Source organism: Thalassomonas actiniarum, assembly GCF_000948975.2.
GTDB classification, from domain to species: domain Bacteria; phylum Pseudomonadota; class Gammaproteobacteria; order Enterobacterales; family Alteromonadaceae; genus Thalassomonas; species Thalassomonas actiniarum.
This window is the reverse complement of the sequence record NZ_CP059735.1, coordinates 6,214,545-6,228,298: the sequence shown is the minus strand read 5'-3', so window position 1 is coordinate 6,228,298 and position 13,754 is coordinate 6,214,545. Positions and strand designations below refer to the sequence as shown.

Genomic DNA, 13,754 nt, shown 5'->3' with positions numbered 1-13,754 from the left:
GCTTTCGGGCCGGAAAATTTATTGGCACTATTGCCGCTACAGCGACAGGTGCAATAAAGGGAAAGGTTTTCCCTGTCCGTCCAGCGGGGAGCGGCCGGTTATTTTAAAGCCTTGTTTTTGATAGAAAGCCAGCGCCTGCGGGTTCTGCTCGTTGACATCGACCTTAGTGGCAGCCAATTCTTCAATGGCATAACGGGTCAGCGCTTTACCTACCCCCTGTCCCCGGTTAGCGGGCAGCACAAATAACATTTCAATATTGCCCCCGGCGATCCCGAGAAAACCCAGGATAGTATGGCTGTTATCTTTAATGCACCTCAGGGTTACCGCATCGAGATAGTCATTTAAAATTAACGGTTTTAAAAACTCAATATCGGCTTCGCTTAAAAAGTCATGGCTGGCTCTTACCGAGGCCTCCCATAAGTCCACCAGTTCCTGATGATCTTCTTTGACTACTGTTTGTATTTTCATAGGGGCTCCAATACAGGTGATTGCTTTACGCTGATGTTTAACCGGGAAGGGGTGGTTGTGGCTATTTTTTAATAGTAAGGTTAACAGCTTCTCTATTTGAATGCCGATAAGCTTATGATCTTTAAATGTAAATAACCTTGTCTGTTGGCTATGTTCAAATTATTAGAACACTTCAATCAGATATTCGCTCTTTTTCCGCTCAGGCAAATCCCTACAATGATGCCAGATCCCGACAGCGCTATTGGAGCGGAACCCTTAAGCACAGTTAAGTGCACGCCCCAGCAGGGCTCATTTCACCAAAGGGCAATAGCGAAAACACACTTTAGCGAATCAGTTGCGCCAATTCAGGTACTGCTCGCCAGTCACAAGGAAATAAAGATGATCACGCATTATGCTTATAACCGTTTAGGTAAAGCCAATCATGGCTGGCTTAAATCCAGCCATCATTTCAGCTTTGCCAATTATTATAATCCCAGACGCATGGGCTTTGGCACCTTACGTGTAGTGAATGACGACTGGGTACAACCGGGTACCGGCTTTGGTTCGCATCCGCATAAAAATATGGAAATCATCAGTTATATCCGTACCGGCGCCATCAGCCACCAGGACAGCACCGGCAATAAGGGCACGGTACAAGCCGGTGAAATCCAGGTGATGAGCGCAGGACGGGGCATAGTACATTCGGAATATAACCTGACCAAGACACCACTGACGTTTTATCAGATCTGGATAGAAACCGACAGTTACAACGTTCAGCCGAGATGGGACAGTAAAATCTTTCCAACCAAGGCGGTGTCTACCGAATTGCAGCTCCTGGTTTCCGGCTACCCGGAAGATAAGGGAGATGCCCTGTTTATTCATCAAAAAGCGCGGATTTTTGGCGGTAAGCTGACCAAAGGGGTGAAGTTTGAACATACCATTAACCATCAGGCGTATATTCTCGCCTCTGACGGCACTTTTGAGATCCAGGACAGCAGCTCAAAGAGCATCATGAACAAGGGAGACGGTGCCGAAGTAAGTAAAAGTAAAACCGTGACTATCACCGCCCTGAGTAATTGTGAAGTTGTTCTTATTGATGCACCCGAGCATTAATCTCTTCTTGTGTTAGCAACATAGAACCGGTTGTTCGCTCCGGCCGGTTTTATGTCTTTTCCTGTTTGTCTGCCCCGGTTGAATTACCTTTCAACAATACTGTTTTATAGTAATCACATTAATTAACAATTATTTATGTTAACTTGGTTTATTGCTGAGCGTGAATAGCTTGTTGTTATTTAAATCCATTAATATCAACAAATTAATTGTGGTTTTATCTCAGGTATTAGCAATTAAGTATTATTCAGATATTCAGAACACTTAGAACAGATTTTTGCGGTGTTTTCATTTTGTCCTGCTCATTAGAATGGTGATCTGACTAAAAAGATAATCAGGAATAGCGATAGCCGGGCGGTGCTGCTTTTCACATCCTTGCTAGCGATATTCTGTTTGATACGGCCTCGCCGGGCTTGTGTCGGCTGCAGTGAGGCTGATGGCTAGGTTATTGCCCATTCACCGCTGTTTATGGAAATAGGCTTGTTGAGGGCGGGAGTTGTAATGCTCCGGCAAGGAAAGCCAATCGTTTGGGCAATTGATTAGCAAAGATTTTATATAAAAACTACATTCGGGGAGAAATATTATGGGGTTATTGGTCAAAGGTAAGTGGGTTGATAAATGGTACGACACCAAGAGCAATGAAGGTGAATTCAAGCGCGGCGCCAGCATGTTCCGCAATTGGCTGACCGCAGATGGTGCCCCCGGCCCTACCGGCAGCGGCGGATTCCAGGCAGAAAAAGGCCGTTATCATTTATATATTTCCCTGGCCTGTCCATGGGCGCACCGGACCTTGATTTTTCTGAAGCTCAAAGGACTGGAAGATTATATCGATGTGACTGTGGTTGATGCGGTGATGCTGGAGAACGGTTGGGAACTCAATGATCCCCTTTATGATGCCAGCTATATGTACCAGTTATATTTAAAAGCCGCCAGTGACTATGAAGGCCGGGTAACTGTGCCTGTGCTTTGGGATAAGAAGAACGCCACTATCGTCAGCAATGAATCGTCGGATATTATCCGCATGTTTAACAGCGCCTTTAACCACCTGACCGGCAATGAAGACGATTATTATCCGCAAGCCCTGCAGGAGAAAATTGACCAAATCAACGACCGTGTTTATGAAGAAATCAATAACGGTGTTTACCGCGCCGGTTTTGCTACCACTCAACAGGCTTATGAATCGGCGTACTACCAGCTCGGAGATGCGCTGGAGTGGGTGGAAAGCATTTTATCGAGCCAGCGTTATCTGACCGGGGATAGGGTGACCGAGGCCGACTGGCGCTTGTTTACCACCTTGATCCGCTTTGATGCGGTTTATCACGGCCACTTTAAATGCAACAAGAAAAAACTGTCGGAATATCCTGCCATCACAGGTTATATCCGCGAATTGTATCAATGGCCGGGTGTCGAACTGACGGTGAATTTTGAGCATATTAAAACCCATTATTATGCCAGCCACCTGATGATCAACCCGACAGGCGTCGTGCCTTTAGGACCGGAGCAGGACTTTAATCTGCCCCACGGCCGAGACAAAATTGCCTTTTAATTAAATTATCACCTTGAAATTATTGTTGATGAATGGCGAATACCGGGGGCTGCATCGCCGGCACCCGGTAAAAGTTTAAAAAATTAATCAAGCCGGTATCCGGCTTAGCCTGGAAAATCCAGCGCTTATGCTTCCCGGAAATCATATGGATATGATCGCCGGATAACGAATAAAGTTATCCCGGCTCCCGGCAAGGAAGTTCACTGCTATTAGCTGACCGCTAAGGCCTTGCCGTTTCTTGTTTATCCATCTTGTACCCGACTGAAAATACCGGTGAAATTCTATTTCCCTGAAATTTAACGACCAGGGAAATCCTTGTAAATTAGGTGAGTATGCTGAAAACAACACTCGAACAATGGCGTATGTTCCGCGCGGTAGTGGAAAATCATGGTTTTTATCAGGCGGGCAATGCCATTAATAAAAGCCAGTCCACCATTCATTATGCGGTACAGAAACTGGAAAAGTCATTGAATGTTAAGCTGATTGAAGTGGTGGGCCGGAAAACCCGGTTAACCAATGCCGGTGAATTATTGCTGCGCCAGGCCAGCCATGTGCTGGATGAGGCCCATAAGCTCGAAGCCATAGGGCAGAGTTTAACCCAGGACAGTGAGCGGCAGCTTAAAATTGCCGTTGATGAAGTTTTTCCCCAGAAAATCCTCTATAACATTCTCCAGGATTTATCGGCGCAATTTCCCCTGTTGCGCATTGAGCTGATGGAAACCGTGCTCACCGGCTCGCTTGAATTGCTGGAAAGCGGGCAAGTAGATATTTGCATCTCTTCCACTTCGCCCAATTACGGCTTTAGCGAGCAGCTGTGCATGATAGAGTTTATTGCCGTCGCCCATAAAGATCATGTGCTGCACCAAAGCGGGCAGCCGTTGACTTTTGAAACCCTGAAAGATCACCACCAGATAGTGGTCAGGGATTCGGGGGAGCATGCCGACTATAATGACGGCTGGCTCGGTTCGGAGCAGCGCTGGACCGTGAGTCATATGCGCACTTCTATCGACATGATCAGTAACGGTTTTGGTTTTGCCTGGTTGCCGGTGAGCGAAATCGGTGAGCAGTTAACACAGGGGCTGTTAAAACCCCTGCGCTTAGGCCAGAGTTCCAGCCGTCTGGCCCAGCTGTATTTATTATTAAATGAGGCCACTATCCTTGGGCCTGCCGGGCGCAGTTTTATCAGTGCCGTGCGTTACCACAGCAAGCAGTTGGCGCAGCAAAGTGGCAAACAGTTGTTTATTCCGGGAATAGAGAGGGAGGAAAAGGTGCTGCAGCAGAATATCGCTGTAGAACTGCTGGCAGAAACCGAGATGATGGAGTTGGTTTAAGGGGGTTTTAATTGAGGCTCATTTGAGCCTCAATCAGTATGCTTGCCAGGCAGAAAGTTACTTGGCCAAAGCGCTTTTCAGTGCCGTCAGGCATAAGGCAACATTTTCTTCGCGGGCGGCATAACCCATCAGGCCGATACGCCAGGCTTTACCGGCAAAAATACCTAAACCTGCACCAATTTCCAGGTTGTAATTGTTAAGTAATTTGCCCCTGACTTCTGCATCATCGACACCGGCCGGGATCACTACGGTATTTAACTGCGGCAAGCGGTAGGCTTCGTCCACGATAAATTCTATGCCTAACTCGGTTAAGCCTTTTTTCAGCAGCTCATGCTGATCTTTATGGCGCTGCCAGGCATTTTCCAGACCTTCCTGTTTTAATAACAACAAGGATTCGTGCAGGGCGTACATGGCATTAACCGGTGCGGTATGGTGATAGGTGCGTTTACCTTCGCCGCCCCAGTAATTCATAACCAGCGACTGGTCCAGGAACCAGCTCGGTACTTTGGTTTTACGGCCTTTAAGCTTTTCTACCGCTTTCGGGCTAAAACTGACCGGCGAGATACCGGGAACGCAGGAAAGACATTTCTGGCTGCCGGAATAGACAGCATCTATGCCCCAGTCATCGACTCTTAATTCGACACCGCCAAGGGAGGTGACCGCATCAACAATAGATAAAGCGCCGTTATCGCGGGCGATCTGACATAAGGCCTTGGCATCGGATAAAACGCCGGTAGAGGTTTCCGCATGGACAAAAGCCAGGCAGGCGGCATCCGGATGTTCACTGAAGGCTTTTTTTACTTTCTCGAGATCAACCGGCTTGCCCCAGTCGTCATTGACGACAATGGCGGTAGCGCCGATACGCTCGACATTTTCCACCATACGGGTGCCGAAAACGCCGTTAACACACACAATGACTTTCTCACCCGGCTCAATCAGGTTGACAAAGCAGGTTTCCATGCCGGCAGAGCCCGGGGCCGATACCGGCATGGTTAATTCATTTTCGGTCTGAAAAGCATACTTTAACAGGGCTTTAAGCTCGTCCATCATAGCGACGAACTCGGGGTCTAAATGACCTATGGTCGGGCGGCTCAGGGCGGATAAAACCCGGGGTGAAACATCGCTTGGGCCCGGGCCCATCAAGGTGCGCGGTGTCGGGTGAAAGGAAGTAAAATTCATAACAACTCTCTTTAATAAAAGGGTTCATTTAATTCAAAGAAAAGGAGGGGAAAACCCCTCCTTTATTTCGTTAACCTTACGTGCTCGGCACCAGGTTATTTGATTTCGACTTTTTCCATCATACCACGATCTTCGTGATCGAGAATGTGGCAATGCATCACGAAGGAACCTTTGAAGTCTTCATAGCGGGTACGGATTTCCACAACCGCGTCTTCAGGATCCTGGCCGGCATCGGCAGGCCATACCAGCATAGTATCACGCCAGTAACGGTCGGTGATATTACCGCTGTCATCACGGGTGATCACTTCGAACGGATTGACATGGATGTGGTACGGGTGGAAATAGAACAGCGAGCTTAACTTCCAGGTTTGCGCGGTACCATATTTCAACTCGCGTACATCAGCAGGATCAAAGGTTTTTCCGTTGATGGTGAAGTCGAAGTTGGCGCCGACAAACTGGGCTTCATCACTTGGATCTACACCTTCTTTAGGGTTGATATTAAATACTGAGTATTCAATTTCATCGCTTAATTCGCTGTCTTCGATCTGTCTTGGACGGGTCAGTTGTTTCAGCTGCTTATTGCGCGGCAGACGCATGCGGTGACGTTCGCCGGTAACCGTTACCCGGGCCAGGATATTCTGGGCGGATTCGTCGAAGGTGAACTCTTCGGTTTCGCGGTTTTTATGGCAGTAGCTGGCCGGTAATTCGGTAGCACCTTCAACCGAAGCGTCGATCAGGTAATAAACACCGCGACGTCTTGGCTTCACCATGACATCTGAGCGGTAACCCGGGGCAATAAAAGCGCCCTTGTCGTCGGATAGACGTTTTTTACGGAACGGAATACCATCGGCCGCCAACTGCACTAAAGGCACGTTATATTGGCTGTCACAGGCATTCACCAGCTGCAGGTTCATGTATTCACGGATACCGGCGTGAACAAAACGCCATAATTCCGTGCTGCCCGGCTGCATGATGATCTCAGGCATAACCTGGCCGTTGATTGACGTATGCCAGCCGTTGGCCCAGCCTTCCGGATGCCATTTTTCAACGAAATAGTTTTCGTTATCTTCAATTTCACCGTTTTCGTCAAAGGCCATGGTTTGCAGCATCATGATGCGCTCTTTTGCCTGGGCGATTTGCGGTATTTCATCATAGTCGCCGCGCACGATAATGGCGCCGTGAACACCACTGGCTACCTGTACCGTAGTGGAACCGTGAACATGGGCGTGGTACCAGAAAGTACCGGCGGCATGATCTTCAGGAATATGGATTTCGTAGTCGAATGACTCGCCGCCTTCGAGCTTCACGAAAACATTGTCACTTTTCCCGTTCGGGTCAACGTGTAAGCCGTGGGTGTGCAAATTGGTGGTATTGAAGGCATGCGGCGTGGTGTGATCGCAATGGGCGTTAGGATCGCTCATGTCGCATTCCATTCTATGGGTTTCCGGCGGCAATAAGTTGTTCATGCGGATTTTTAAAGTATCGCCCGGTTTAACCACAAAAGTTGGTCCCACCAATTCACCGCCATAGCCGCGCAAGTGCAGGTCTTTAGTGACTTGCTTGCCCTGCTGCAAAGTTCTGAATTTATGATTGCCGTATTGTACGTTCAGATCATATTTTAAATCGCCGGACTGGTCGGAAGTCACTTGCTTTGGATTGGCAAAAGCCGGGTGATCATAGTTGGTCGGGTAACCAAAAGTACGGTTTTTATTGGCACCGTCGATATGGTTTTTCAATTCCGCGACATCTTTCTCTGAAACATCGCCGGTTAACTGATCCAGCACTTCATCGCTGACTTCAGTACCTACCTGTTGCAGGGAGTTTTTGTTGCGGATATGACGCGGATTATAAAAGTTATACGGGAAGTAATAAGCCCCGTCACCTTTCTCTTTTAACTCGATATTGAGTTTTTGCTGTTCTGTGGTTAATACTTTCTTTACGACTTTGTGCTGGCTGTTATGCCCGTGTTCAGTATGAAAAGCCAAAGTACTGCCTGAAGTGCCGATAAACGCGGTAGCGATCAGCGAACTCAGAAATAACTTCTTACTCATCTTATTTCCTTAATTGTGTTGGTCCGTGGTTTTCGTAGTTATACACAGGCCGGTGATGATAAATATCAGCACCAGCCTGGTTATTCTCTTGTGGTTATTAGGGTTATTCTTTTACTGGCGGCGCCAATGAAAAAGCCCTGGATTCGTCCAGATATGCCTGTATCTGCTCAAGCGCGGGAACGTGCTTAAGCATCAGCAATATCAGGCTGGAATTGAGCCGTGCCGACTGTTCTTCCGTTAAGCCTTCATGGCTGGCAATCAAGCGGGCATACACTTCATCCCAGTCATGTTTTGCTTCATTGGTGAGGTTGTCATTGTTCATCACATTTTCATCCTGGTGCTTCATTTCAGGCATCCTGCAAATGTTGATTGGATCTTCTCTTTATTCCAGCTGAGCCAGCGGCCGGCGACAAAGTCATCGGGGCGGATCAGGTAGGTAGTGCCCTGTTCACCGCTTTCATTGCCAAGATAGCGCTGAGCCATTAAGCCGTCCTGGTCAACAAGGTGTTGAATACGTTTGTCACCCGTTTGGCGAATTTGTTTCGCAACAACTAATAAACGCAGGCTTTGGTCGATTTCAGTTAATAAGTCAAAGTCTTTTAGCTGCTGCTCACTCGGCTCGCCAAAGTGTATCAGGGCGAAGTTGCCCGCCAACTGTTCCAACAGCCAGGCAGGGCCGGCGGCTGTGGTGATGGAGGCGTCCAGAGCGACCTGACCGGGTAAGATACCGCCGGTCATGGCATCACTGTCACCGTTTAACGAAGAGTCCAGGTGATCTGTGGCGGTAGATAAGCGGCCGCTGTTGATCATCTGTTTGGCGCTGTGATGGGTTTTTGCCAAGGTCAGCACCGCATCCCGGAAACGGAAGCTTTGCTTTGACTTAGGGGTAATAAAGTCAGTGCTGCGGCTTGATTCCTGCAGATTTTTCATGGCGCCGGTATGGCGTTCTTCACTGTAGCTCTCAAGCAGGGCGTCTGTGGCCTGGTCGTTAATGACCCGGGCCAGTTTCCAGCTGAGGTTGTCGGCATCCTGGAAACCGCTGTTGGCACCGCGGGCGCCAAAAGGAGAAACCCTGTGGGCGGCATCACCGATAAAGAGGGTGCGGCCGTGTTTGAAGTTGCTCATCTGGCGACATTCAAAGGTATAAACGCTGACCCACTTAAGTTCGAATTTGGCATCGTCGCCGAGCATTTTATATAAACGCTGTTTGACTCTTTCTTCTTCGACTTCCACTTCCGGATCGCTGTCCCAGCCGAGCTGGAAATCAATACGCCAGATATTATCCGGTTGCTTGTGCAGCAACACAGAGTGGCCTTCGTGGAAACTCGGTGAAAACCAGAAATGCCTTTCCGGGGCATAGTCGGCTTCCATCACTGCATCAACAATCAGGAAGCGATCTTTAAATTCGCGGCCGTCAAATTTCAGGTTCATGGCTTTGCGGATCGGGCTGTGGGCGCCGTCTGCCGCCACCATATATTGGGCGTTTAACTGGTATTCACCTTCGGGATCTTCAAGGTTAAGTTGTACCCCTTGTTCATCCTGCTGGTGGGAAAGCAGTTTTGTGCCCCAGCGCATTTCCAGATTGGGTAATTGCTGCGCCCTTTTTACCAGGTAATCTTCAACATGGTATTGCTGTAGGTTCACGTATGCAGGGCGTTTAAGGCCCTGTTCCGGTTGCAGGTTTTTGGCGTCGATCATTTCATCGCCAAAGTAAGTGCGGCTGATGGACCATTGGGTACCATGGTCGGTGATCTGATCGCCGACCCCTAGCTTGTCGAAGATTTCCAAAGATCTTTTGGAAAAGGTTACCGCCCGGGAGCCCCGGCCGACCTTGGTTTTTTGATCGATTAAAACCACATTGATATTACGTTGAGCCAGGTCGACGGCTAAGGCGAGTCCAATAGGACCGGCACCGACCACAACCACAGGGTAGCTGCTTTGCTGGCTCGTAGAGCGTTGCGTAAACTCTCTCATTTTACTACTTCCATTTTAATGATTTACTGATACCAAACGAAATAATGAACTAACCACCTTCAATGGTTTAAATATCCAACTTCTTCGTTGCGCTCAATCCCAATAGCTTGCTATTGGTCAATCACGTGTCTTGAATTTGAATATTTATCCTCATTGAATTTTGGTCACTTCTTTATTACGTTTGGTATTAAGCAAGCAAACCGCGCTTGCGTTGGTCGAGTTCAACCGCTTCGAACAGGGCTTTAACATTGCCTTCGCCAAATCCTTCATTGCCTTTACGGTGGATAAGTTCGAAGAAAATAGGGCCGATTAAGGATTCTGTGAAGACCTGCAACAAGATAGCGTTTTTGTCGTATCTGTCGTTATCGATCAAGATGTTGTGCTTTCTTAATTCCTCAACATTTTCACCGTGTCCCGGGATGCGGCCGTCAATGAGATCATAATAGCTGTCCGGTGTCTTCATAAAGTTGATTTCATTATCCACCAGGCGGCTTACGCTGTAAGGCATGCTGGAAGATTTGAAGGCGATATGCTGGATACCGTCGCCGTTATTGGCCTGGATAAATTCTGAAATTTGCGAGCCGTCTTCAAAATCTTCGTTAAGTACGATTTTGATATTGCCGCATTGGGAAGCGGTAGGGTTACAACGGAAAGCCGTTTGCTTGCCTTGAATGATAAAGTCAGAGGTTTCAATAAAATCAAACACGTTGAAATAAAACTCACGCCAGGCTTCAAGATTACCTTTGCGGGCGTTTACCGCGATATGATCTATGTTGAGCAGGCAATAATCCGGGCGGAATAACTCTGACGGTTGCATGTCGAAATGGATGGTTTTGAACTCATTCCAGCTGTTTTCCGAGAAAGTGCGCACTAAGACATTGCCGGGGCCGACGATTGAAGGCAGGGTGATGCCGGTTTTGGCTTCCCGTGCGGTAAAGGTCTGGTAACCCAGTGCCGCTGCTTTGTCCATGATGGTATCGTCTTGCATTTGTAAGCCAAGAGAAACGATTGACGGTCCGTGTTCTGCACAATGCTCGGCTGCATAACCCGTTCTTTCACAGTTGGCGATAAAGGTAATGTCGCCTTGCTCGAATAAAAAGATGTTTTTCGTTTTATGCTTGCCGGAATAGTTTAGTCCTAAGCGACCAAAAGCACGTAATAATTCGCCTGCTTCTGCGGCACAAAACTCAATAAATTTAATTTGATTTTTCACGTAATACTCCCTGTGTAATGATAACTCTCGATGAAGTGAGCCAGAATTGATGATAGTGAAGCTGTTTTGTTACATCGTTGTTAACATTAGAAAAAACAATCGACCTGCAAACTTCACAAGCTCTGTGGAAAAGACCATCACTCCAATAAATTCACGATAAAAATTTTAATTAATATCAAGATTCTAAAAAACAGTGTAAATTAGTTTAAAATGTTCTAAAAAATTGAATATAAAAAGGAATTGAAATGAGCAAAATGCCCATCACTATTGAAGCATTGCTTGTGATAGATGCCATAGACAGGCGACAAAGTTTTGCCAAAGCTGCGGAAGAAATGAACAAGGCGACGTCGGCTTTATCCTATATAATGCAAAAACTTGAAGAAAATCTTGGCATTACCTTGTTTGAACGCCAGGGCCGCCGCTCGGTGCTCACCGCAGCCGGTAAAGTGGTGCTCGAAGAAGGGCGGCAGATCCTCCAGGCCAGCAGCCAGCTGGTGGAAAAAGCCCGGGAAACCTCCACCGGCTGGGAAACCCATCTTAAAATCGCCATTGAATCTACCGGCAACTACAAAGTCTTTTTTACTGTCTTGCAGGACTTTCTTAAGGAGCATCCGAGCATAGAAGTTGAGGTTACCGAATGTGTGCTCAGCGGCGGCTGGGATGCCCTGGAGCATAACCAGATTGATCTGGTGGTCGGTGCCCCCGGTCCTATTCCCCTGCTGAAAGGTTTCCGCTCGGTGCCTATGGCGAAAGCAGAAATGGTGCCGGTGATTGCGGCACATCATGAATATGCCGAATTTGCCGAAGACGGTAAGTCTATGCTGGCGGTATTATCAAAAATCAGGCGTATCGTGATCCCCGATACCTCGAAATTGAATGTAACTCGTTCAGCTGGACTGACCAATGGTTACCAGAAGCTTTATGTGCAAAACATGGATCAAAAAATGGCGGCCTTGCGCGCCGGTTTGGGGGTCGGGCATTTGCCGCGCAAGCGTATCGTAGAAGATCTTGCCAACGGCACCTTGCTGGAATTAAAATTGGATCCCGCCAATGATTTGGAAAGTTTTCTCGCCTGGAAAATCAGTAATAAAGGTAAAGCATTACGGGCGCTTACCCAGCTGCTGGAGCAGGCGGACTGGAGTGATGGCTGAATACATTGGTGCAGATATTTCGTTTGTTATGTTCAGCAGTTACAAATTAAATTGACGATATTTGAAAGCGCAGAAATTTGATAAATAACTTCTAGCAGTATAATTCCGGATAGCCAAATAAAAGGAGCCAAGTTCCCTCTGTAGACCCAAGTTGGAATATAGAATAATAGGGTGCATGTAATGATGAGCAGGAGAAAAGTTAGCCCAATTGAAAAAGGCTCTAAGCCTTTTGGGCAAACCGTATCTGCTTCAGCTAAAGTTATGTAGAAAATTAGAACAGGAAATGACAAGAGGATGGTTTTACAATTTGCTGCCTTTGCGAACTCTTTGGCTTCTTCAAGTTCATCTCCTGCGAGATTGAAATCCTTTTCCACGTTAAAAAATGGAACGAGTAGAAAAGAAACACGGACAATCGCCGTTAATATATACCATTCATATGACATGATTAATTTACACTAACATCATCTTTAGGTGAAACTGATGCTATAAGCATGTTTGATTTGTTTTTAACGTCTACCCTTGCGTCTAAGGTTGTATTGCCTTTATTTTGTGGTTTCCAATCACCTACTTTCCTTTCATCGTGCGAAGGCTTGGCGAAAACATGTTTGTTGGGCCGTCGAGGAACATCTACTGTAGCTGGCGTATTTCCGTTTAAGGATGGGGTCGCAACATTTTTATCTGCTGAATCTATGGAGTTTACTTCTAATGTTACTGGAACAAGTGAGTAATTTTTATATTCAATCTCTAGTTCTCCATTATTTGGATTAATAGTTCTTATGACTAAAAAGTTTGGTTTTGCTCTTAAGCGAATACTACAAGCGTTTGCTTTATACCAATTTGACATATCTATACTCTCTTGATTAATGGTAGTGGTTCTAACAAGTACTTCTCATTAATTTTGCCTTTGAATGCTTGGCTTGCGATCTCATAGTCACTACGTAAACTACTTACCTCATGGAATTGGGAGAATAGCTCAATAAGTGCATCTGCATTCACTTTTGAAAATAATATTGCAATGCGTTCTGGAAGTTCAGAACTACTATCGAATATTAATTCAAGGACGCTTTCACCAGAAGATATCTGAAGGAGTTCAAGAGAGCCTGCTGATTTGTGGTTTAACTTTCCACTTTTTTTTATGAAATCAATAGGGTTTTCTAGAGAAATGAGGTATTCAATTTTGAGTGACTTATGATAATATGTGTCGTCAATTAAGCATTCAACTTTTATATCTTGGTGGCGGTTGTGTGAAGGCAGAAACCCTGAAAAATAGACTCTTAGAATGTCTTGGAGTGTAGTCCCCTTTGCTATAGGCCAAGCAAGGGTGCACTCCTTAATACTTGGATCTATAAATAGGTCGGCTACAGGTATTGAATCTACAAATAATATTCTTTCAATTGGCTCTGGTGCATCTACTTCACGCTCGTCAAACTTTAATTTGTGCATATATATCTCCAAACTCGACTGCTTTTGTTGAGATAAATCAAATACATCAGAAGCTGCTGTGAGAGTTTCATTTGTGAGGAGCTTTTAAAGCATACTCTCTCTGGCTTTATGATGTTCATCTCTTTTATCACAATTCACAATAAAATGTGAAATTCTACTAACAATAAGAACTGGCTAAAGTAAGTATTCTTCCTGTTAAATATTTAAAGCAAGATATGCTCCATGTTTTTAGTGCTCAAGAAATCAGTACGTTAAAAATGACTATAAATTAAACTGTTAAATAATCTGATAGTTTTAAGTTTGTTCGTT

Annotated in this window: 13 protein-coding genes; 4 read left to right on the top strand and 9 right to left on the bottom strand. The window is 46.2% G+C overall.

What is annotated here, in order from left to right:
- Positions 1–36: 36 nt before the first annotated feature.
- Positions 37–468, bottom strand: a complete 432-nt coding sequence (locus SG35_RS27030; protein WP_044834225.1) for a GNAT family N-acetyltransferase — start codon at positions 466–468, stop codon at positions 37–39.
- Positions 469–846: 378 nt separating this feature from the next.
- On the opposite strand from SG35_RS27030, the gene SG35_RS27025 reads away from it, so the two are divergent.
- From SG35_RS27025 to SG35_RS27015, 3 genes are all read left to right on the top strand, one after another.
- Complete coding sequence (locus SG35_RS27025; protein ID WP_044834224.1) at positions 847–1,560, top strand: pirin family protein; 714 nt, start codon at positions 847–849, stop codon at positions 1,558–1,560.
- 580 nt (positions 1,561–2,140) lie between these two features.
- On the top strand, positions 2,141–3,103 hold the full coding sequence (locus SG35_RS27020; protein WP_044834223.1) for a glutathione S-transferase family protein: 963 nt from the start codon (positions 2,141–2,143) through the stop codon (positions 3,101–3,103).
- Between the two features lie 332 nt (positions 3,104–3,435).
- Positions 3,436–4,434: a LysR family transcriptional regulator gene (locus SG35_RS27015; protein ID WP_063888669.1), complete on the top strand. Its 999-nt coding sequence runs from the start codon at positions 3,436–3,438 to the stop codon at positions 4,432–4,434.
- A gap of 57 nt (positions 4,435–4,491) precedes the next feature.
- Here the strand turns inward: SG35_RS27015 and SG35_RS27010 are convergent, their stop codons facing one another.
- From SG35_RS27010 to hppD, 5 genes are all read right to left on the bottom strand, one after another.
- A complete protein-coding gene (locus SG35_RS27010) occupies positions 4,492–5,613 on the bottom strand; it encodes a pyridoxal-phosphate-dependent aminotransferase family protein (RefSeq protein ID WP_044834222.1) in 1,122 nt (373 codons plus the stop codon).
- A gap of 95 nt (positions 5,614–5,708) precedes the next feature.
- The gene (locus tag SG35_RS27005; RefSeq protein ID WP_053043214.1) at positions 5,709–7,664 is read right to left on the bottom strand and encodes a multicopper oxidase family protein; all 1,956 of its coding nucleotides are present in this window, start codon (positions 7,662–7,664) and stop codon (positions 5,709–5,711) included.
- Positions 7,665–7,767: 103 nt separating this feature from the next.
- Complete coding sequence (locus SG35_RS27000) at positions 7,768–8,010, bottom strand: DUF2783 domain-containing protein (RefSeq protein ID WP_044834221.1); 243 nt, start codon at positions 8,008–8,010, stop codon at positions 7,768–7,770.
- Positions 8,007–9,638, bottom strand: a complete 1,632-nt coding sequence (locus tag SG35_RS26995; RefSeq protein WP_044834220.1) for an FAD-dependent oxidoreductase — start codon at positions 9,636–9,638, stop codon at positions 8,007–8,009. Before SG35_RS26995 ends, SG35_RS27000 begins: the two co-directional genes overlap by 4 nt.
- A 187-nt stretch (positions 9,639–9,825) precedes the next feature.
- Positions 9,826–10,851 carry a 4-hydroxyphenylpyruvate dioxygenase gene (hppD, locus tag SG35_RS26990; protein ID WP_044834219.1) on the bottom strand — a complete coding sequence of 342 codons (1,026 nt, stop codon included), beginning with the start codon at positions 10,849–10,851 and terminating at the stop codon, positions 9,826–9,828.
- A gap of 245 nt (positions 10,852–11,096) precedes the next feature.
- Here hppD and SG35_RS26985 point away from each other — a divergent pair, with 245 nt between their 5' ends.
- Positions 11,097–12,002 (top strand): LysR family transcriptional regulator, encoded by a 906-nt coding sequence (locus tag SG35_RS26985; RefSeq protein ID WP_044834218.1) that lies wholly within the window; start codon positions 11,097–11,099, stop codon positions 12,000–12,002.
- A 32-nt stretch (positions 12,003–12,034) separates the two neighbouring features.
- Here SG35_RS26985 and SG35_RS26980 read toward each other — a convergent pair whose 3' ends face one another.
- Genes SG35_RS26980 through SG35_RS26970 form a run of 3 tightly spaced genes read right to left on the bottom strand, consistent with a single transcriptional unit; the run spans position 12,035 to position 13,445 of the window.
- Entirely contained in the window at positions 12,035–12,445 is a 411-nt protein-coding gene (locus tag SG35_RS26980; protein ID WP_044834217.1) for a hypothetical protein, read from the bottom strand.
- 2 nt (positions 12,446–12,447) lie between these two features.
- The gene (locus SG35_RS26975; RefSeq protein ID WP_044834216.1) at positions 12,448–12,846 is read right to left on the bottom strand and encodes a hypothetical protein; all 399 of its coding nucleotides are present in this window, start codon (positions 12,844–12,846) and stop codon (positions 12,448–12,450) included.
- Positions 12,847–12,848: 2 nt separating this feature from the next.
- Complete coding sequence (locus tag SG35_RS26970; protein ID WP_152646700.1) at positions 12,849–13,445, bottom strand: hypothetical protein; 597 nt, start codon at positions 13,443–13,445, stop codon at positions 12,849–12,851.
- Positions 13,446–13,754: the final 309 nt, after the last annotated feature.

Coding starts and splice junctions, on each gene's coding strand:
- SG35_RS27015 (WP_063888669.1), top strand. CDS start 3,436: ATGCTGAAAACAACACTCGAACAATGGCGTATGTTCCGCGCGGTAGTG.
- SG35_RS26995 (WP_044834220.1), bottom strand. CDS start 9,638: ATGAGAGAGTTTACGCAACGCTCTACGAGCCAGCAAAGCAGCTACCCT.
- SG35_RS26970 (WP_152646700.1), bottom strand. CDS start 13,445: ATGCACAAATTAAAGTTTGACGAGCGTGAAGTAGATGCACCAGAGCCA.
- SG35_RS26980 (WP_044834217.1), bottom strand. CDS start 12,445: ATGTCATATGAATGGTATATATTAACGGCGATTGTCCGTGTTTCTTTT.
- SG35_RS27020 (WP_044834223.1), top strand. CDS start 2,141: ATGGGGTTATTGGTCAAAGGTAAGTGGGTTGATAAATGGTACGACACC.
- SG35_RS26975 (WP_044834216.1), bottom strand. CDS start 12,846: ATGTCAAATTGGTATAAAGCAAACGCTTGTAGTATTCGCTTAAGAGCA.
- SG35_RS27000 (WP_044834221.1), bottom strand. CDS start 8,010: ATGAAGCACCAGGATGAAAATGTGATGAACAATGACAACCTCACCAAT.
- SG35_RS26985 (WP_044834218.1), top strand. CDS start 11,097: ATGAGCAAAATGCCCATCACTATTGAAGCATTGCTTGTGATAGATGCC.
- SG35_RS27030 (WP_044834225.1), bottom strand. CDS start 468: ATGAAAATACAAACAGTAGTCAAAGAAGATCATCAGGAACTGGTGGAC.
- SG35_RS27010 (WP_044834222.1), bottom strand. CDS start 5,613: ATGAATTTTACTTCCTTTCACCCGACACCGCGCACCTTGATGGGCCCG.
- SG35_RS27005 (WP_053043214.1), bottom strand. CDS start 7,664: ATGAGTAAGAAGTTATTTCTGAGTTCGCTGATCGCTACCGCGTTTATC.
- SG35_RS27025 (WP_044834224.1), top strand. CDS start 847: ATGATCACGCATTATGCTTATAACCGTTTAGGTAAAGCCAATCATGGC.